Source organism: Paenibacillus albicereus, from assembly GCF_012676905.1.
Taxonomy (GTDB): domain Bacteria; phylum Bacillota; class Bacilli; order Paenibacillales; family Paenibacillaceae; genus Paenibacillus_O; species Paenibacillus_O albicereus.
Map to the genome: position 1 here is coordinate 3,900,697 of NZ_CP051428.1, position 19,610 is coordinate 3,920,306.

Genomic DNA, 19,610 nt, shown 5'->3' on the forward strand with positions numbered 1-19,610 from the left:
ACGCTCCAGTAAAGTTATGAGTATCTTAACAAGTTTGGGTCTATCCTTCAAGGACAAATTCGCGAATGCTAGCCGGGAAAAGGGAAGCCATCATTCGGATTTAGGCAAGCTTCCCCGTGGCTTGCCCGAAGCCTGTCCGCCGCTCTCATCCGCTTCCCTGCCCCGCATGAAAACAAGGCTCCCTGAAACAGGGAGCCTTGAGGGTATGAGTGCGAATCCGATTAGCAGTCGAAGTAGAGGCCGTACTCGTGCGGATGCACGCGGATGGCGACGGCTTTGGCTTCTTGACGCTTGAAGGCCACGTAGTTGTCGATGAAGTCCTGGCTGAACACGCCGCTTTCGGTAAGGAACGCGGAGTCTGCCTCGAGAGCGTCCAGAGCTTCGTCCAGCGTTCCGGGAACGCTGCGGATCTCTTTTTTCTCCTCATCGGACAGCTCGTAGATGTTCTTGTCGTACGGACCGTAGCCGAGAGCCGTCGGATCGATCTTGCGCTGGATGCCGTCCAGGCCGGCGAGCAGCATGGCCGCGAACGACAGGTACGGGTTGGCCGTGGAGTCCGGCGTGCGGAACTCGATGCGGCAGCCCTTCGGCGTGACCGCGGCGACCGGGATGCGCACGGCTGCGGAGCGGTTACCTTTGGAGAACACGAGGTTGACCGGAGCTTCGTAGCCTGGAACGAGGCGCTTGAAGGAGTTCGTGCTCGGGTTCGTCAGGGCGATCAGCGCCGGCGCGTGGTGCAGGATGCCGCCGATGTAGTGCAGCGCCATCTGGCTCAGGTTCGCGTAAGCGCCTTTCTCGTAGAACAGCGGGCTGTCGCCGTCGAAGATCGACTGGTGGACGTGCATGCCGCTGCCGTTGTCGCCGAAGAGCGGCTTCGGCATGAACGTCGCGACCTTGCCGTATTGGCGAGCCGTGTTGTGCACGAGGTATTTGTAGAGCAGCAGATTGTCCGCCGTCTTGGTCAGCGTGTCGAAGCGGAAGTTGATCTCCGCTTGGCCGGCCGTCGCCACTTCGTGGTGATGGCGCTCGACGCGCAGGCCCGCTTCCTGCATCAGGCGGACCATCTCGCTGCGGATGTCCTGCTGGGAGTCGACCGGCGCGACCGGCACGTAGCCGCCTTTTACGCCGACCTTGAAGCCGAGGTTGCCGCCCTCTTCCTTGCGGCCCGTGTTCCAAGCCGCTTCCTCGGAGTCGACCGAGTAGTAGGAGGTGTTCATGGAGCTTTCGTAGCGCACGTCGTCAAAGATGAAGAATTCGGACTCTGGGGCAAAGAATGCCGTCGTGCCAACGCCGGAGGATTGGAGGTATTCTTCCGCTTTTTGGGCGATGCTGCGCGGATCGCGATCGTAGCGCTCGCCGTCAGGCGTGTGGATGTTGCACATCACGTTCAGCGTCGGATGGTCCGTAAAAGGATCGATGAAGACGGATTCCGTATCCGGCATCATGACCATGTCGGACTCTTCGATCCCGCGGAAGCCCGGAATCGAGGAACCGTCGAACGCAACGCCGTTGACGAACGTGTCACCGTCCACTTCCGTCGCAGGAAGGGTGATGTGGTGAGCGCGGCCGGCAAGATCCACAAAACGGAAATCGACAAACTGGATGCTGTTTTCTTTGATTTTGTCTAATACACCTTGAACTGACATCTGAAATTTCCTCCATTTCCGAACGTTAGCATTGATTGGAGCCCAAATTGTTCAACTTTGACCCTAAACCTTGAAGTAATTATAAAACTCTCGAATAACAGCGTCAATAGCTATGTCAGGTATTTCTGGCACAAGTGTAAGCATTACTCACAACATTTATACAATATTCACGCGAAGGACCGCCTTTCCGCACAAACATCCGTAAATCCTTGAGAGATCAAGGTTCTACGGATGTTTTACGAACATTTAGAGGGAACGCGATTCATGTCGTTATTCGTATTCCTACATATTTATGCGAAAACGCTTTCTTTCTCTCTCCCTCGAGCGCTGGTTTCAGCGCTGCCAGACGGCGAAAGCCTCGGGCTGCTCCTTCTTCGTGTCAAATTTCTTGCCGACGATCGGGGCGAGCCGCTCGAGGTCCTTGAGCAGGCCGGCGAACTGGTCGGGGAAGAGCGACTGCACGCCGTCTCCGGTCATGGAGTTGTCCGGATCGGTATGCATCTCGATGATGAGGCCGTTCGCGCCGGCTGCGACCGATGCCTTGGCCATCGGCTCGACGAGCTCGCGACGGCCCGTGCCGTGGCTCGGATCGGAGATGACGGGCAGGTGGCTCAATCCTTGCAGCACCGGGATCGCCGACAGGTCGAGCGTGTTGCGCGTGTACGTCTCGAACGTGCGGATGCCGCGCTCGCACAGCATGACGTTGGGATTGCCTCCGGCGAGGATGTATTCGGCCGCGTTGAGGAACTCGTCGTACGTGCTGCTGAAGCCGCGCTTGAGCAGCACCGGCGTCTGGATCGTGCCGAGCTTGCGCAGCAGGTCGAAGTTCTGCATGTTGCGCGTGCCGACCTGCAGGATATCGGCATGCTCCGCGCAGATGTCCACGTACTCCGGGGTCATGACCTCGGTAATCGTGAGCAGGCCGTGCTTCTCGCCGGCCTCGCGCATCATCTGCAGTCCCTCGACGCCTACGCCCTGGAAGCTGTACGGACCCGTGCGCGGCTTGAACGCGCCTCCGCGCAGCACCTGGCCGCCGGCAGCCTTCACGAGGCGCGCGATCTCGTCGCTCTGGGCCGGCGATTCGACGGCGCAAGGACCGCCCATGATGACGAGATTGTCGCCTCCGATGCGGACGCCCTTGATGTCGATGATCGTATCCGCCGGATGGAAGTCGCGGCTGGCGAGCTTGTAGGACTTGGAGATCTTGATGACGTTCTCGACGCCCTTGAGCTGGCGCAGATGCTCCGCGAGCGTCGGCGCGGCCTGGCCGATGATGCCGATGACGGTGCGGTCGGTCCCTTTCGATACATGGGCCGTGACGCCTGCCTGCTCGATCTGCGCGACGATCTCGGCGATGCGCGCGTCGCTGATGGACGGTTGGGTGATGACGATCATGACGGTTCTCTCCTTCGGCGGTTCGGATGGTTGGCGCTATTCGGACGGACAAGACTTTCGCGCTTGTTCGCTTTTAAGCTTTTATGCTTTTATTTGCTAAAGCTACTATAGCCGATCGCGCCTCTCCCTGTCAAGAAGCGGCCAGGGGCAGCCGCGTCCAGCCTTGCGCTCCAGGCTCGGGCCCTCGAACGGCCAAGAAGCGCCCTTGGCGGGCCGCCCGACCGTCGCGGCTAGCCCGCCGAAGGCGATGCTCTTTTATTCCGATGCAGATAGACATAGGCGAGAAGCGCCAGCAGCAGGTAAGCCCAATAGACGTTGCGGAACCCGAGCTGCTCCGCGGCGAACCCGCTGCCCATATTCCCGAGCAGCCTCCCGAGGGTGGAGGCATTGGCATAGATGGCGGCCGCGATGCCTGGAGAGCCAGGAAACCATTCCATGAAATAGCTCAATCCGTTGCCCATGACGATCGCCACGAATATCGCCTGCAGAACCTGCGCCGCCATGACCTGCCATACCTCGCCCGCTGAGGCGAGCACGATGCCGTACAGCATGCCGACCAGGCAACCGACCCTCAGGAGCAACGGGCTGCTTATGTGCCTGCCCAACGCTCCGAGAACGAGCAGGATCGGAATTTCCAGTCCTGCGCAGAGGCTCACCATCCGGCCCACATCCGCATGCGTCCCCCCGATTTCGTTCACCATGAACAACGGCGTATGGACCGTGTTGAACGCATTGGCCATGAACAGCAAGACGAAGGCAAGGAACGGCTCGCGAAACGCCTTGCTTCGGAACGATGGCATGGAAGCCCTGCTCGTCCGCGCCGCCGCAGGCACGGCCGGTTCCGCGCGATGCACGAACAGCAGGACAAAGGCCGCTAGGACGGCGTAGAGCCCTGCCGTTGCCGCAAACAGGCCTTGATACCCGTACCCGGTCAAAACGAACGTGCCGGCCAGAGGTCCGGTCAAGAAGCCGACCGAAATGAGAGTGCGCAAGGCGGACATCGCGAAGGGCTTGTCCGTCGATCCGCTCGCATCGGCCGCCTCCTGGGCGGATGCGTACACCTGGGGAACCGCGATGGCTCCGATGCCGGTCAGCAAGCTCACAAGAAGCAGGAGAAGGACGTACTGGTGAATCGTCATATACGCAAGGTAAGCCAGCATCGAGCCGACGGCCGCGGCAAGGATCAGCCATTTTCGGTTGAGGCCGTTGTCCGAATGCCGGGCCAGCCCTGTATTGACAAGCACGCCGGATAAGGAGCTTGCGGCCATGAAGATGCCGAAGGCCGTGGCGCTCATGCCGAGCTCTTCGGTAAAATAAAGGGCCAAATACGGGGTCGTGATCGATACGCCGATTCCGATGAGGAGCATGCACAGAAACAGCACGGGATACCTCGGGATGGCGAAGATGCTCTTCATGCGTTGAATCAAGGCGCGGTCCTCTTTTCTCCTTCTGCTCGCGCCATCGCAAGCGGGTTGGTTTAATTTTATAATGGGAGCAGCCGCACCGAGGAGGATGAAACCATGACCATCGAAAGCCTGGCCAAGATGCAGAACGAAATGGCGCAGCTGCTGCAGCGCCATCATGGCCGTGAAGAGGGAGTCCTCGAAAGCAGGATCCCCTCGCTGTCCACCATCTACCGCATCGGGCGCACCGAGCCGAGCCATCGGCTGTACCATCCGGCTTTCTGCTACATCGCCAGCGGCCGCAAAGAACTGCGGCTGGCGGATGAGCGGCTGGAATACGGACCGAACGACTATCTGATTGCTTCGATGGATGTTCCCGTCATCGGCAAAATCATCCAAGCCACGGCCGCAGAGCCCTACCTCAGCTTGAAGCTGGACTTTACGCCGGTCGAGCTGATCGAGGTGGCGAAGGAAGCCGGGCTTCCTGTCCGCCGAAACGAGCCTTCTCCCCGAGCGCTCGCCGTCGAAGAGATCGAGCCTTCCATCTTGGAGGCAGTCCTTCGGTATGTCCGGCTGCTTGACCGGCCGGGAGACATCCCTTTTCTCGCTCCCATCTACAAAAAAGAAATTCTGTACCGGCTGCTGCAAGGGCGGTACGGCTTGATGCTTTCGCAGCTGGCCATCGAAGACAGCGCCGGCTTCCGCATCCGCGACGCGCTCCAACGCATCATTCGCGATTTTGCCCGCCCGCTGCGGGTAGACGAGCTGGCGGAAGAGGCGCGGATGAGTCCGTCGACCTTCCATCGCCATTTCAAGGATGCGACCGCCATGAGCCCGATCCAGTTCCAAAAGCAGCTCCGGCTGCAAGAAGCAAGGAGGCTGCTGATAGCGGAGTCCCTCGATGCCGCAGACGCCGCTTTTCGGGTCGGATACGAGAGCTCTTCGCAGTTCAGCCGCGAGTATGCGCGCATGTTCGGCGCTCCGCCCGCTGCCGATCGCAAGCGGTGGCAGGAATCCCTCCCGACCTCGCCGCGCGCCACTTCCTGATGCGTGCGGCGACGGAGGCGAATCGGCAAGCGGCCGCCTTAGCGGCCTGCTCGCGGAATCCTGTCCGATCCCTGATTAAAGGTCAAGCTTCCGCGTCCCGATCCATTTCACCATCTCCGGGTCCTGGTGGGAAAAGAACATGCTCTCGTTCGTATCCAATGCCGCGATGCGATCCATATCCTGCGGGCCCAGCTCGAAATCGAAAATCTGGCCGTTCTCTATTATTCGTTCTTTCCGGACTGACTTCGGAATCACGACGATGTCCCGTTGCACCAACCAGCGCAAAATGACCTGCGCCACGGACTTTTCGTGCTTTTCCGCGATCGCTGCCAAAACTTCGTTTTGGAACAGGCCGTTTTTTCCTTCTGCAAACGGCGCCCACGATTCATGCCGGACCCGGTGCTCGCTCATAAAGGCGGAGCTTTTGATCTGCTGGCAGAACGGATTCGTCTCCACCTGGTTCACAGCCGGTACGACTTCGTGATGAAGGATGAGGTCCATTAACCGATCGGAAGAGAAATTGCTGACCCCGATGGCCCGGATGGTCCCTTCTCGAACCATTTCCTCCATCGCGCGCCAAGAGCCGTAAACATCCCCGTACGGCTGATGGATGAGGTACAGGTCCAAATAATCCAGTCCCAGCCTTTGCAAGGATCGGGCCACGGCTTTTTTGGTGCGCTCGTATCCTGCATCTTGAACCCACAGCTTTGTCGTGACGAACAGCTCTTCCCTGTCGACGCGGCTTCTTCGAATGCCCTTGCCCACCGCCTCCTCGTTCAAATAAGAAGCCGCCGTATCGATGAGCCGGTAGCCTGCCTCGATCGCATCGAAGACGCTTTGCTCGCATTCGTTCGAATCGGACATCTGAAAAACGCCCAGCCCCAAGATCGGCATCTCCACGCCGTTATTCAGCAACACTTTTTCCATTGCCGCTCCTCCTTCGCATTCGCGCCGACCAGATCGCCCTCGTCAACGCCTCTTCCTGAATCTATTATGGTCGCATCCCGGTCTCGACCGTTAACCCATTCGTGCCGAATGATTGCCTATTCCTCTCGCCCTGGACGCAACGCTGCCTGGGGAGAGTCCGGCGAGACGTCGAAAAGCCGCTTCCCAAGCGTTCGGGAAACGGCTGCAGCTCGTTCCATTACTTCAGCGTGACTTCGTAGAGCGTCGCCGCCGCCGACGCAGAGGAGCCATAGGCCGACGGCTCGACCGCCTTGCCGTGCTGCTCGATCCAGGCGTTCAGACTGTCGCTCCCCCGTCCGCCTCCTCCCCCGAAGCCGCCTCCGACAAGGAAGTACTTCACCTTGCCCGAGCGGACCAGCGCCTCGAGCTTCGCCTCGTCGTAGACCGGATCGGAGTTCTGGAACCCGTGCAGGATGACGACCTTCTCGCCTTCTCCGACGATGTAGGGAGCTGCCGTGCCGTAGTCGGACACGGCGATCAGATAGTCCGTCGTCTCGTTGTCCCGCAAGTAGGCGAGCAGGCCCTGATCGACCGCGACATCGCCTCCGCTTCGCCCGACGGGGAACGATCCGGCCGTCATGCCGCCGAAGCCGTTCTGTTCCTGCGAATCCGCCGCGCCGCCGGAGCCGTTGCCGGAGCCGTCGCTGAGTCCGCCGGGAGCGCCGCCGCCTGCACCGTCATCCGCTCCGTCGCCTTGGGCGCCGCTCCAGCCGCCCGCGCCGGGCATTCGCCCGCCCGCTCCTCCTTCCGGCATCGCGCCGGGAAATCCGCCGGCCATGCCGCCGGCGGCTCGTCCGGACATCGCCCCGCCGAAGCCGCCCACGCCGGAGTCCGGTCCGGCGGCCGGAATCATCGTATTCTGCCCGTACACGATCGGCGTCGCCGACCACCAAGCCGGTCCGACGAGCAGAACCATCAGGCCCGCCGCCGAAATCCAGCGCACGGAGCGGCGGTTGCGTCCTGCCGCCCCGGTCGTGCCCAGCACGAGAACCGACAGCAGGCCGAGTCCGGCGACGGCGATCGTCCAGCCGAGACCGATCGTCGATTCGTACGCTTGCAGGACATAGCCCTGGAACAAAGCCGTCGCCGCGATCGACGCCGGCAGCAGCCAGGACTGCCAGCTCGTGCCTTCGCGGTAGCGCGCCCACAGCGTCCATGCCCCCGCGCCTGCCAGCGCGGCGATCGGCGGCGCCAGCATGATGAGATAGTACGAGTGGAAAAAGCCGGCGACGCTGAAAAATGCCGCTGCCGGAACGAGCCACGCCAGCCAGAACAGCGTCTCCTTCTGCGCCGCCGTCAGGCTGCGGAGCCGCAGCGGCAGCAGCAGCGCCAGCGCCGACAGCAGCGCCAGCGGCAGCAGCCAGCTCGCCTGGCCGGACAGCGCCTGCTGGAACAGCCGCAGCGGCCCTGCCTCGCCCGTGTTGAACATGCCGCCTCCGCCGAATCCGCCGCCAGCGCGGCCTCCGCCAGCGCCGGCAGTGCGGCCTCCGCCATCGCCGGCAGTCCGGCCTCCGTCCGAGCCGAAGCTCCCGGCTCCGAACCCTCCGCCCGCATCCGACCGATCCGCCCCCTCTCCGCCCATCCCGCTCGCACCGCTCGCACCGCTCGCACCGCTCGCACCGCTCGCACCGCTCGCACCGCCCGCGCCGCCACGGTCGCCGGTCAGGCGGGACAGGCCGTTGTAGCCGAACGCCAGCTCCAGCACGGAGTTCGTCTCGCTGCTGCCGATATACGGCCGCTTGTCCGCCGGCACCGCGTCGACGACGACCGCCCAGGAGACGGAGATCAGCAGCAGGAGCGCGGTGCAGCCGGCCAGCAGGCCGTACTTGGCCTTCGCCTTCATCCGCACGCCCAGCAAGTAGAGCAGGTAGAACGCCGGCAGCACCATGTACGCCTGGAGCATCTTCATGTTGAAGCCCGCTCCGATCAGCGCGAACGCGGCCAGCAGGCTGCCCGCGCGTCCTTCGCGGACGCCGCGCAGCAGGAACCAGGCCGCGAGCGCAAGCGTGAACACGAGCATCGCGTCGATGTTGTTCGTCCGCGACACCGCGGCCGCCACCGGCGTCAGCGCCATTGCCCAGGCGGCGCCGCGCGCCGCGACCGCGCCGAAGGTCGGCTTCACGCAAGCGTACAGCAAAGGCACGGTCGCGACGCCCGCCAGCGCCTGCGGCAGGATGACCGACCAGCCGTGCAGGCCGAACGCCCAGGCGAACGCCGCTTGGATCCAGAAGGTCAGCGGCGGCTTGTCGACCGTCACCGACCCGGCCGAGTCCAGCGCCCCGTAGAAGAAGTTGTGCCAGCTCTGCAGCATGCTCCCGACCGCCGTCGTGTAGTACGTGTTGGCATACGTCTCCTGCCAGATGCCGTACCCGTTCAGGAAGGCCGCCGCGGCGATCGCCGCCAGCAGCCATCCGTCCGCGGCGATGCGGCGGCGCGGCCTCGCTGCCCTCTCATTTCCTCTCATCGTTCCCACTCTCCTCGTCCATCCGGGCTGATTCCACCATCTTACGGGATCAAGATGAACGAAAAATGAACGAGGCCGCGCTCAAAACGAACCAATTGGGGCAGCCGCCGAAATCCGCAGAACGCTGGACCATCCAAAACCTGCACCCGCTTCGCAGAGCCGGGACTCAATTGAAACCTGCACCCGCTTCGCGAAACGCTGGAGCATTCGAAACCTGCACCCGCTTCGCTGAGCCGGGACTCAATTGAAACCTGCACCCGCTTCGCGGAGCCGGGACTCAGTTGAAACCTGCACCCGCTTCGCGAAACGCTGGATCATTGGAAACCTGCACCCGCTTCGCAGAACGCTGGATCATTCGAAACCTGCACCCGCTTCGCGGAGCGGGGACTCGTTCCGATCTCCCTGGAGCCCAGATTCCTTCGATCTCCTTCTCTTAAACGGAAGGAATCCGGCCTCCAAGGGAACCGCTGCCGCTTCTCCACGAGCCCCCGTCCGCTACGCTCTTCGGTTCCATTTCTAGACTCTCGCTTCGCGCACGCGGCTCGGTCCACTGCCTCTCCCGCCAAAATGCAGCTCGGCTCCGACCGTTCGCTCCGCCTAACGGAAATCCGCTCAGCCGACATTGCACGATGGGCTCCGTTTTGCTGCGCGTCTTCGGCCTTTACTCCAACCCGCATTCCAACTAACTCGATTTATTCGACTTACCGGCTCGACTTCGCTTCCCCGAGTACCCGTTAACTCGATTTATTCGACTTACAGGCTCGACTTCGCTCCTCCGAGCACCCGTTAACTCGTTTTATTCGACTTACCGGCTCGACTTCGCTCCTCCGAACACCCGTTAGCTCGATTTATTCGACTTACCGGCTTGACCTCGCTCCTCCGAACACCCGTTAACTCGATTCTTTCGACTTACCGGCTCGACCTCGCTTCTCCGAACACCCATTAACTCGATTCTTTCGACTTACAGGCTCGACTTCGCTCCTCCGAGCACCCGTCAACTCGATTTACTCGACTTACAGGCTCGACTTCGCTTCTCCGAACACCATTAACTCGATTTACTCGACTTAACAGTTCGACTTCGCTCCTCCGAGCACCCGTTAGCTCGATTTGTTCGACTTATTGGCTCGTTTCCCAGGTATGCGGGAGACGGCCAACTCCCCCCCAAAAAAGGGGGGAGCAAGTAATGAGGGACAAGGCAGAGCGAAGCGAGCCGATGCCTTTCGGAGAAGCGGCAGCGGTCCTCTTGGAAGACGGATGGCCTCCGTATAGGAGGTCGGGAAATCAGGGCATCCGGCTTCCAGTGGAATCGGAGAAAGGCTCGGCTCGTGCAGCGGCCTTCTTGCCCACCGAAGTGGCCCGGCTCGCGCCAACGGACTTTTTTTCCCATGCGCAAAAAGCCGCCCGCGAGCCCGAAGCTCGCGGACGGCCGTATGGAACTACCTTGCCGCTGCCTGCATCGGCGGCAGCAGCCAACATCGGACAGCGGCTCCGCTCAGCCCCGCGCGATGTCCGGCTCAGATGCAGCTGCGGGGCGCCGACGAAGCCGGCGGCGTTCCTTGCGCTGCGCAGCCAGATAAAGCAGCAAGGAGCGCATCGCGATGAACAGCACCGCGCCGATCCACAACCCGTCGACCATGCCGCCGACGATCAGCTTGAGATTCAGCAGCAGGATGCGGTTGATCTCCTCGCCGATGAGCGGCAGGTGGAAGCTGAGGCGCGTCGGCAGCACCCAGCCCCCGACGACGGAGTGCAGGTAGGCGAGCGGCAGATAGACGACCTTGCCCAGCACGAAGCCGACAAGCGCTCCCGCGAAGCTCCCCCGCAGCACATAGATCAGCGGGAAGATCAGGAAAAACGCGAGCCCGTACGTCGGCAGCGTGAACATCTCGCAGAAGAAGCCGACGGCGAAGCCCGTCGCGACGAAGGTCGGCCCGCCCGGAGCGCGCAGCAGCTGCAGCAGCTTGAAGCGCGCCCAGCGGCGGATGCCGGCCGGCCCGAAGCGAAGCCCGGTACGCCTGCTCCGCCCCGCTTCTTTCCGATCGGTCATGGGGTCGACTTGACCTTGACCTTGGGCAGCAGCTTGGCCATGTCGACCGTCCGCTTGAGCTCCCATGTGGCCGGGTCCTGCTCGTCGTACTGCTCCAGGAACTGGATGACCTCGCGCGTCAGCGGCGTCGGGGTGGAGGCGCCGGAGGTGACCGACACCCGCTGCTTGCCCTGCAGCCACTCCAGCTTGAGCTCGGACAGGTCGGCGATCCGGTACGCCGGCACGCCGGAGATTTCCTCCGATACCTGCGCGAGCCGGTTGGAGTTGTTGGAGCGCGGGTCGCCGACGACGATCGTCAGCTCCGCCGCTCCCGCCTGGTCGGCGACCGCTTCCTGGCGCACCTGCGTGGCGAGGCAGATTTCGTTGTGGATCTCGGCGTGCGGGAACTTCTCCAGCAGGCGGGAGATGAGATGGCGGATGTCCCACTGCGACATCGTCGTCTGATTCGTGATGAGGATGCGGTCGCCCGCCACCTCCAGCCGCTCGATGTCCTCCTCGCGCTCGATCAGATGCACGAGGTCAGGCGCGACGCCGACGGCGCCTTCCGGCTCGGGGTGGTTCTTTTTGCCGATATAGATGATCCGGTAGCCCTCCGCCGTCTTCTCGCGGATGAGGTCATGCGTCTTGGTGACGTCCGGGCAGGTGGCGTCGACGACGGTCAGGCCCTTCTCCTTGGCGCGGCGGCGCACCTCCGGAGAGACGCCGTGCGCGGTGAAGATGACAGTGCCCGACTCCACCTGCTCCAGAATGTCGAGGCGGTTCTCGCCGTCGAGCGTGATGATGCCCTCTTCCTTGAAGGCGTCGGTGACATGCGCGTTGTGCACAATCATGCCGAGAATATAGATAGGGCGCGGGAGATCGAGATTGCGCGCGGTCTGCAGCGCCAGCACCATCGCGTCGACCACCCCGTAGCAGTAGCCCCTGGGCGATATTTTGACAACTTCCACTTGGATGACCTGCCTTCCCTGCCGCCGCCCGTAGGATATCGATCCGGCATCCCCGAGCCCGCGGCGCTAGCTGTCTCCAGTATACTCTATATGGCCGGGACGGAAAAGGCGACCGGCAGCCAGACGGTGAACGTCGTGCCCGCGCCGGGACTCGTATGCACCTCGACCGAGCCTCCGTGCTCGTCGATGATCCACTTGGCGATCGACAGGCCGAGGCCGGTGCCGCTCGTCACGCCCCGCGACTCGTCGGCGCGGTAGAACCGTTCGAAGATATGCGGAATCTGCTCCGGGCTCATGCCGAGGCCGGTGTCGCGGATCAGGATGCCGGCCTGGCCTCCGCTCAGCGTCGCCTCCAGCCGCACGAAGCCCTCCGGCGTGTACTTGAACGCGTTCTCGATGAAGATGAACATGAGCTGGCGCAAATAGTCCGCGTTGCCGTGCACGCCGATGCCCTCCAGCGCCGACAGGTCGCCCGGCCGCCACTGCGCCGTGCGCGGCAGCAGCGCGGCCCGCCGCACGACGTCGTCGAGCAGCGGCAGCAGCTCGATCGGCTTCTTCTCCATGACGAAGCCGGCGTCGGCGCGCGCGAGCGCGAGCAGGTCGTTGACGAGGCGGCTCATGCGCCGCGCCTCGTCGCCGATGTCGCGCATCGACTCGCGCGACATCTCCTGCCGCAGCGCCTCCTGCTCCGAGACCGGCTCGGAGCGTCCGGCCTCGGCTTCCAGAGCGGGCGTCCACATCTTTTCAAGCAGGTCGATGTTGCCCCGGATCGTCGTGAGCGGCGTACGCAGCTCATGCGAGGCGTCGGAGACGAACCGGCGCTGCGCGTCGTACGCCTCGTCGAGCTCGTTGTAGGCGCGCTCCATCCGGCCGAGCATGCCGTTGAGCGTATCCGTCAGCCGCCCGAGCTCGTCGCTCGGCCCGTCCCAGGCGATGCGCATGCGCAGGTCGGAGCCCTTGTCGATCTGCTCGGCGGCCTGGATGACGATCTCGATCGGCCGCAGCGCCTGCCGCGCCATGATGAGCCCGACCGAGAACGCCAGCAGCAGCCCCATGATCGACGAGAACACGAGGATCGTGCGCAGCTGCTGCAGCAGGTTCTCCTGGGCGCCGACGAACAGTCCGACCTGCAGCAGCCCGACCGTCTGCTGGGTGCTCGTCGCCTGGATCGGCACCTCGTAGATGTAGAACGGATTGCCGGAGACGGACGTTTTGACGAAGCGGGCCTCGGTCACCTTGCCCGCGTCCTTTTCGTAGGGAAAAAGCAGATTGCGCTGCACGAGGCCCGCGGAACGCTGCCCGTCATCGGTCCGGTAGTTGTAGATCTGGATGTAATATTCGTCCTGCAAATAGGAAGACCGGTCCAGCTGCAGCCGTCCGGGATCGAATACGCTGTTCTGCACGATCTGCTGGCCCAGATTCTGGCCCTGCTTCTGGAGCTTGCCCTTCATCTCGTTGTACGTGTTGTGGTAGAGGAACGCATACACCGAGCCGCTCAGGATAATCAGCACGAACGCCAGGATGCCGCTGTACCAGAGCGTCAGCTTGAGACGGATCGGCACGTCAAGCCCCTCCTCCGCGCAGCACGTAGCCGGTGCCGCGCACCGTCTGGATGAGGCGGCTTTCCTTGCCGGAGTCCTCGGTCTTCTGACGCAGCATGGCGATGTACACCTCGAGCACGTTGGACTCGCCGCTGTAGTCGTAGCCCCAGATCTTGTCCATGATGGAGTCGCGCGTCAGCACCCGCTTCGGATTGCTCATGAAATACTGCAGCAGGTCGAACTCCTTGGCCGTCAGCTCGATGCGGCGTCCGCCGCGGATCGCCTCGCGCGAGTCGAGGTCGAGCACGAGGTCCTCGAAGACGAGCCGGTTGGACGGCTCCTCCAGCTTGTCCGGCTTGCGCCGCAGCAAGGCGCGCACCCGCGCCAGCAGCTCCTCCAGCGCGAACGGCTTGACGAGGTAGTCGTCCGCGCCGAGATCGAGCCCTTTGACCCGGTCGCCGATGTCATCCTTGGCCGTCAGCATGAGGATCGGCACGGAGCTGCCCCCTTCCCGTACGCGGCGGCATACTTCCCAACCGTCCACCTGCGGCATCATCACGTCGAGGATGAGCAGCTGCGGCTCGATGCCGAGCAGCACCTTGAGCCCCTCTAGCCCGTTGCCGGCCGTCGTCACCTCATAGCCCTCGAAAGCCAGGCTGCGGCGCAGCATCGATATGATCTTCTCGTCGTCGTCGACGACCACGATATGCGGTCTCATGTTCCGCCCCTCCTCCATCCATCCTGCCTCTATCTGCCTCTATCGTACCGCATTGCCGCCGCACGCAAAAGCGCAGGCGCCTGTTTCGAAGCGCCTGCGCGTCCGCAGCGGCTTTCGTCGAGCCGCTTCTACCGCTTACTCCATGTCGAACTGGCTCTTGTCGCCGACCTCGACGGTCACCTGCATCTTGTCGCCCTTGCGCATGACGTCCAGGACGACCTTGTCGCCGACCTTCTTTTTCTGAATTTCCGCGATGAGCTCTTCCTTCTTGGCATAGGCTTTCCCATCCATGCCCGTGATGACGTCATATTGCTGCAAGCCGGCCTTGTACGCAGGCGAGTTGAACAGCGTCTCGCGCACGATCGAGCCGTCCGTGTTCGGCAAGCCGAGGTTCTGCTGCATCTGCTCGCTGATGTCCGCGAGCGTCGCGCCGATGAACGGCGTCGGCATCGTCACGTTCTGGCTGCTCTTCAGCTGCTCGAGCACTTCCTTGATCGTGGAGGTCGGGATCGCGAAGCCGATGCCCTGCGAATCCGCGCTGATCGCCGTGTTGATGCCGATGACCTCGCCGCTGGTATTGAGCAGCGGTCCGCCGGAGTTGCCGGGGTTGATGGAGGCGTCCGTCTGCAGCAGATGCTGGTACGTCCGGGCCGTGCTGCCCGTGCTGTCCGCCGCGACCTGGATCGTGCGCTCGCGCGCGCTGAGCACGCCGACCGTCACCGTGTGGTCAAAGCCGTTCGGGTTGCCGATCGCGACGAGCCAGTCGCCGATCGCGACGGCTTCGGAGTCGCCGAGCGGCAGCGTCGGGAAGTCCTTGCCGTCCACCGGCTCGACCTTCAGCACGGCCAGGTCGAGGTCCTTGGCGGAGCCGAGAAGCTTGGCCGTCAGGTCCTTGCTTTCGCCCTGCACCTTGACCTTGATCTCCTCGGCGCCGTCGATGACGTGCTGGTTGGTCAGGATGTAGCCGTCCTTCTCGAAGAAGAAGCCGGAGCCGAGGCCCGTCTCCTGCAGCTGCCCGCCGTTCCCTCCCTGGCCGCCTTGCCCGCCCTGGCCGCCTTGTCCACCTTGCCCGTCTTGTCCGCCGCCTCCGAACTGGTCGCCGAAGAATTGGCGGAAGAACGGATCGTCGTACAGGCTGCTGCCGGAGCTGCTGCTGCGCGAGCTCGCATACGTCGTGATGAGCACGACGGCCGGCGAAGCCTGCTCGGAGATTTGGGCGATGTTCATCGGACGGGTCGTATCCGCAGCCGTGGATGCCTTGCCGCTCGTCGGCACGTTCGTGGAGCTCTGGCCGGAGAGGGCGACGGCCGGAGCCGAGTCGCCGGTGAACCAGTTGTCCGTATCGGCTTTCCACATCAGGCCGCCGACCGCGATGACGCCGGCGAGGAACGAGACGGCCGCCGTGCGCAGGCCGCTGCCGCGCTTCTTGTTGCCGCCTCCGCCGCCGCTGCCCTGCCATTCGCCCTTGCCGGCCGACGAGGCGGGCACGAACGGACGAAGCTGGCGGGGCGGAGTGACGACGACGTTGCGCGGCTCGCCGCCCTCGGCCTGGGCCCGCTCTTCCGGCTGCCGGGAGGCCTCGTTTGCCGCGCCCTCCGGCTGGCCCTGCTTGAACGGCCCGTACGAATAGTAGTAGGACGAAGAGCTTTGGGACCGATCGGAGCCTTGTCCTTGCTGGTCCTGCTGCTCCTGCCGATCGTCCCGGTCCCGTCCCGCCTCGGAGTCCTTGCCGCTCCAAAACTCGTCATAGCGATTGCGATCGTCCATGTTTTTGTTCCTCCTCTTGGTCTCTATGAGATGCGCCTATCGGCGCCTGACTGGTATGGTTCTATCATGCACAACCTTCCTTAAAAGAAACTGAAAAAGCGTTTAAGACAACATAAAAAAGCCTCAGCTCCCAAATGATCGGGGCAAAGGCTTTTGAAACCGGGCCGCAGGACGCCCGCTTGCCGGAAGGAGCGGTCCGTCGCGACCGTCAGCGGGCCGTCAGCAGCTGGTCCTCGGCGCGGCGAAGCTGCTCCCCGGCGAGATCGACCCACTTGCCGTCCACCTCGGCGTCCGGATCGACCGGCGCCTGGAACTGGTCGAACAACGCGCCGACCGTACGCGCCTTCGCTTCGGGATCGTTCCCTTCCCGGTACAGATGGCGCAGCACGTACGGAGTCGTGAGCTTGACGGAGGCGTCGTTGTCCTCCGTCTGGTCGTCGACGTTGCCGCGGAGCACGTCGAAGCCCAGACGCAGCCATACCTTGTTCTCTTCGTCGAGGTTCAGGTCGAAGGAGCCGCTGCCGTAATCCCAGTTGCCTCCCAGCACGAAGCCTTGCTTCTCCAGCACGCGCTTGATCTGAACGAAATCATGCTCGGTCCCCTCCAGCGGGGATTGAATCGCGATCATGGACACCTCTCCTTGTCGGCTCAAGTAGGATCAGCATTCCCTGTGGGGAGCCGGCTTATGTGCGGGAGCAGAGGCGCCATGCAGCGCGGCCGGGCGCGATGCGGGCCGGATCGGCCCTCAAGGCGCGAGCGGACCTTGCCGCGGCACGCCGGTCAGGCCTTGACCCAGCCCTTGCGGTGGGCATAGACGGCCAGCTGGGTGCGGTCCTCCATCTCGCATTTCATAAGCAGGTTGCTTACATGGGTCTTAACCGTTTTGATGCTGATGTGAAGCTCCTCGGCAATCTCTTTGTTGGCCCGGCCCTCGGCGATGAGCAGCAGCACTTCCTTCTCGCGCTCGGTCAGTCCCTCGTCTACGCCCTGCGCGGAGCGCTGGCGCAAGCCGCGGGTGAGCGCCTGGGAGACGTCCGAGGTCATGACCGGCATGCCGCGCAGCGCGCCGTTCAGCGCATAGACCAGCTCCTCGGAGCTGACCGTCTTGAGCACGTAGCTGACGGCGCCCGCCTCGACGGCGGCGACGACCTTCTCATCCTCGAGGAAGCTCGTCAGCAGCACGATGCGCATCGCCGGGAACGCCTCGATGACGCGGCGCGTCGTCTCGACGCCGTCCATGCCGGGCATCATCAAGTCCATCAGCACGAGATCCGGCGGCCCGTCCGGGAGGCCGGTCTCCAGCAGCCGCAGCGCCTCTTCCCCGCTGCCCGCCTCGGCCACGACCTTGAATTTCGGCTCCAGCATCAAATACGTCTTGAGCCCCATCCTCACCATATCGTGGTCGTCCACGATCATGATCCGGCAAATCTGCGTTTCCGTCATCCTTCCGCCCGCTCCTCTGCTCCATAATTCGGGAGCGACACCCGAATGCGGGTGCCTCCTCCCGGCTTGCTGACGATGGCGGCGTCTCCGCCGAGCTGCAGCGCCCGCTCCTGCATCGTCGACAGTCCGTACGATCCCGGGCGGACCTGGTCCGCGCGGAAGCCGATCCCGTCATCCTGCAGCAGCATCGTAAGTCCGGTCCGCGTATCCGACAGGCTGAGCGTGACGCTCGTCGCCTGCGCATGCTTGACGACGTTGGCCATCGCTTCCTGCACGATCAGGAACAGCTGATGCTCCTTGGCCTCGGAAATGTTGCCCTGCACGCGCCAATCCAGCTCTCCCTGCAAGCCGTTCTGCCGGCAATAGTCCGGGAACCACCGCTCCAGCGCATCCTCCAGCGATCGTCCCTCCAGCTCCAGCGGCCGCAGCTGGGCGATCAGCCCGCGCATCTGCTTCTGCGCGTGGGAGCTCATCGTGATGAGCTGCTCCATCACCTCGCCCGCGCGCTCCGGACTCGCGGAGAGCAGCTTGGGCAGCGAGGAGGCCGACATATGGATGGCGAACAGCTGCTGGCTCACCGTATCGTGCAGGTCTCGCGCAAGCCGCTTGCGCTCCTCGAGCACCGCTTCTTCATTGGAAGCCGCCTGCTGCAGCACATGCATCTCGTTCTGGCGCTGCATCACCTGCAGCCTCCGCTCCAGCTTGCCGGCCAGCTCGTTGAACTCGGCATAGGCCGCGCCGAGCGAGTAGCCTTCGCGTTCCGGCAAGCGCACGGCGAGATTGCCCTGGGCCGCCTGCTTGAGCGCCAGATGGAGCGCGTCGATGCGCGACTGCTGCCGGCGTCCTACGCCATAACCGAAGCCTACGCCCGTCAGCGCGAATATGATCGTGCCGATCATCCACAGCTGCGCGGTGGAGGCGTCCGGCATGGCGGTATGCTTGATTGCATAAAGAATGCTCCACGGAAGCACGGAGCTGATGATGAAGAACATCACCAGCTCCAGCCTTCCGCTTCTCAGCAGCTTGACCATCATGACCGATTTCTCACCCGACCTTCGTCACTCGCACATCCCCGATGAATGTGCTGCATACCAGCTTGATCCGGCGCTCGCTGTCGCGGAAGCCGGTCGATTGCGTGTCCATGTGGCGGAACATGCCGCCTTCCTTGCGCCCGAGCACCTTGGAGTCTCCGATGAACGCGCTCGAGACCACTTGGATGCCGATGTCGGAGTCGGTCGGGAGGAACACCTTGACGTCTCCGATGAACGAGCTCACCGTAATCCGGGTCTCGCCGGGCGCGATGTTCGCGCGCGTCAGGTCGATCACCGTATCGCCGATGAAATGCGAGATGTTGAGCGGCACGAGGTCCCAGTAATCATGGCCGAGATGGATGTCCCCGATGAAGTTCGAGCGGGTCTGGACGTTCGCCTCGGTGTTCCACCATTCGGTGCGCCCGCCCGCCCGTTCCTGGCGCTCGCGGCGATCGGCGCGGTGGGAGTGCAGATGATGGCGGCCCTGCTTGACCGCGTCCCGGATGTCCTCCTGCACCTCCCTCAGGTCATCCTTCAGCTCCCGCTTGGCGCGGCGCAGCTCATCTCGCCAGTCGTCGGCTTCCCCTTGTCCGTCGGCGGGCCGGGCCGGACCGTCCTGCTCGCGCGGTCGGCTTGCCTTGCCAGGAGGCGGCGGAGGCGCGGAGCCGGGGGACTCAGAGCCTTCGCGGTCGAGATCCTTGCCGAGCGGGTCCGGATGAAGAGGCGGCGGCTCGGGAGCGTCATAGGGAAAGGAATCGTAGGAGGTCCACTCCTCCTCCTTGGCTTCCTTGCGGCGGCTCCGGTTCGATCGGCCCAGCAGCAGCTGGAGGCCGTAGGCGATGATGCCGACCGGGATGAGATAGCGGATCACGTCGCCGAATTCCATATCGTAAAAGCCCGAATTGCGGCTCAGCATGACGAGCGCGAACACCGTCACGGCCAATCCCGGCAGCCATCCGCCTCCGAGCAGCATCGATACGCCGACATAGAGCGGGGCGATCGGCCAGTAGCGGCTGATGAACTCCCCGATGCCGAGCGGCTCGAAGCCGAACAGGCCGGCGGTATGGAACAGGAACAGCGCTCCGATGGCGACGATGGCGAGGCCCGTCAGCACCTGATTCAGTTTGGCATGGTTCATCTATGACACGCTCCTCGGATGTAGTTCCGTTGTGATAGTTGAAGTATAGCGCATGGG

15 protein-coding genes are annotated in these 19,610 nt (G+C 63.3%); 1 reads left to right on the top strand and 14 read right to left on the bottom strand.

Annotation, left to right across the window (positions count from 1 at the left end; all coding sequences use genetic code 11):
• Positions 1-221: 221 nt before the first annotated feature.
• The 3 genes from glnA to HGI30_RS17540 form a co-directional block, all read right to left on the bottom strand.
• On the bottom strand, positions 222-1,646 hold the full coding sequence (gene glnA, locus HGI30_RS17530) for a type I glutamate--ammonia ligase (protein WP_168908736.1): 1,425 nt from the start codon (positions 1,644-1,646) through the stop codon (positions 222-224).
• A gap of 333 nt (positions 1,647-1,979) precedes the next feature.
• Entirely contained in the window at positions 1,980-3,041 is a 1,062-nt protein-coding gene (gene aroF / locus HGI30_RS17535; RefSeq protein ID WP_168908737.1) for a 3-deoxy-7-phosphoheptulonate synthase, read from the bottom strand.
• Positions 3,042-3,271: 230 nt separating this feature from the next.
• Positions 3,272-4,624 (bottom strand): sugar efflux transporter, encoded by a 1,353-nt coding sequence (locus tag HGI30_RS17540; protein WP_235680171.1) that lies wholly within the window; start codon positions 4,622-4,624, stop codon positions 3,272-3,274.
• On the opposite strand from HGI30_RS17540, the gene HGI30_RS17545 reads away from it, so the two are divergent.
• Complete coding sequence (locus HGI30_RS17545) at positions 4,562-5,491, top strand: AraC family transcriptional regulator (protein ID WP_168908738.1); 930 nt, start codon at positions 4,562-4,564, stop codon at positions 5,489-5,491. The two genes, HGI30_RS17540 and HGI30_RS17545, sit on opposite strands and share 63 nt — an antisense overlap.
• A gap of 75 nt (positions 5,492-5,566) precedes the next feature.
• On the opposite strand, the gene HGI30_RS17550 is transcribed toward HGI30_RS17545, so the two are convergent.
• The 11 genes from HGI30_RS17550 to liaF all read right to left on the bottom strand — a co-directional run bounded on the left by HGI30_RS17550 (position 5,567) and on the right by liaF (position 19,553).
• Complete coding sequence (locus tag HGI30_RS17550) at positions 5,567-6,418, bottom strand: aldo/keto reductase (protein WP_168908739.1); 852 nt, start codon at positions 6,416-6,418, stop codon at positions 5,567-5,569.
• 217 nt (positions 6,419-6,635) lie between these two features.
• Positions 6,636-8,921, bottom strand: a complete 2,286-nt coding sequence (locus HGI30_RS23475; protein ID WP_168908740.1) for a glycosyltransferase family 39 protein — start codon at positions 8,919-8,921, stop codon at positions 6,636-6,638.
• A gap of 1,492 nt (positions 8,922-10,413) precedes the next feature.
• Entirely contained in the window at positions 10,414-10,968 is a 555-nt protein-coding gene (locus tag HGI30_RS17560) for a DUF2062 domain-containing protein (RefSeq protein WP_168908741.1), read from the bottom strand.
• The gene (locus HGI30_RS17565; RefSeq protein WP_168908742.1) at positions 10,965-11,915 is read right to left on the bottom strand and encodes a 4-hydroxy-3-methylbut-2-enyl diphosphate reductase; all 951 of its coding nucleotides are present in this window, start codon (positions 11,913-11,915) and stop codon (positions 10,965-10,967) included. Before HGI30_RS17565 ends, HGI30_RS17560 begins: the two co-directional genes overlap by 4 nt.
• 86 nt (positions 11,916-12,001) lie before the next feature.
• The gene (locus HGI30_RS17570; RefSeq protein WP_168908743.1) at positions 12,002-13,477 is read right to left on the bottom strand and encodes a sensor histidine kinase; all 1,476 of its coding nucleotides are present in this window, start codon (positions 13,475-13,477) and stop codon (positions 12,002-12,004) included.
• A 1-nt stretch (position 13,478) separates the two neighbouring features.
• The gene (locus tag HGI30_RS17575) at positions 13,479-14,174 is read right to left on the bottom strand and encodes a response regulator transcription factor (RefSeq protein WP_168908744.1); all 696 of its coding nucleotides are present in this window, start codon (positions 14,172-14,174) and stop codon (positions 13,479-13,481) included.
• Positions 14,175-14,309: 135 nt separating this feature from the next.
• The gene (locus HGI30_RS17580) at positions 14,310-15,941 is read right to left on the bottom strand and encodes a S1C family serine protease (protein ID WP_168908745.1); all 1,632 of its coding nucleotides are present in this window, start codon (positions 15,939-15,941) and stop codon (positions 14,310-14,312) included.
• A gap of 208 nt (positions 15,942-16,149) precedes the next feature.
• Entirely contained in the window at positions 16,150-16,569 is a 420-nt protein-coding gene (locus HGI30_RS17585; protein WP_168908746.1) for a YugN family protein, read from the bottom strand.
• A 152-nt stretch (positions 16,570-16,721) separates the two neighbouring features.
• The gene (locus HGI30_RS17590) at positions 16,722-17,384 is read right to left on the bottom strand and encodes a response regulator (RefSeq protein ID WP_168908747.1); all 663 of its coding nucleotides are present in this window, start codon (positions 17,382-17,384) and stop codon (positions 16,722-16,724) included.
• Entirely contained in the window at positions 17,381-18,418 is a 1,038-nt protein-coding gene (locus tag HGI30_RS17595) for a sensor histidine kinase (RefSeq protein WP_168908748.1), read from the bottom strand. Before HGI30_RS17595 ends, HGI30_RS17590 begins: the two co-directional genes overlap by 4 nt.
• Before the next feature lie 10 nt (positions 18,419-18,428).
• Positions 18,429-19,553, bottom strand: a complete 1,125-nt coding sequence (liaF, locus tag HGI30_RS17600; protein ID WP_168908749.1) for a cell wall-active antibiotics response protein LiaF — start codon at positions 19,551-19,553, stop codon at positions 18,429-18,431.
• Positions 19,554-19,610: the final 57 nt, after the last annotated feature.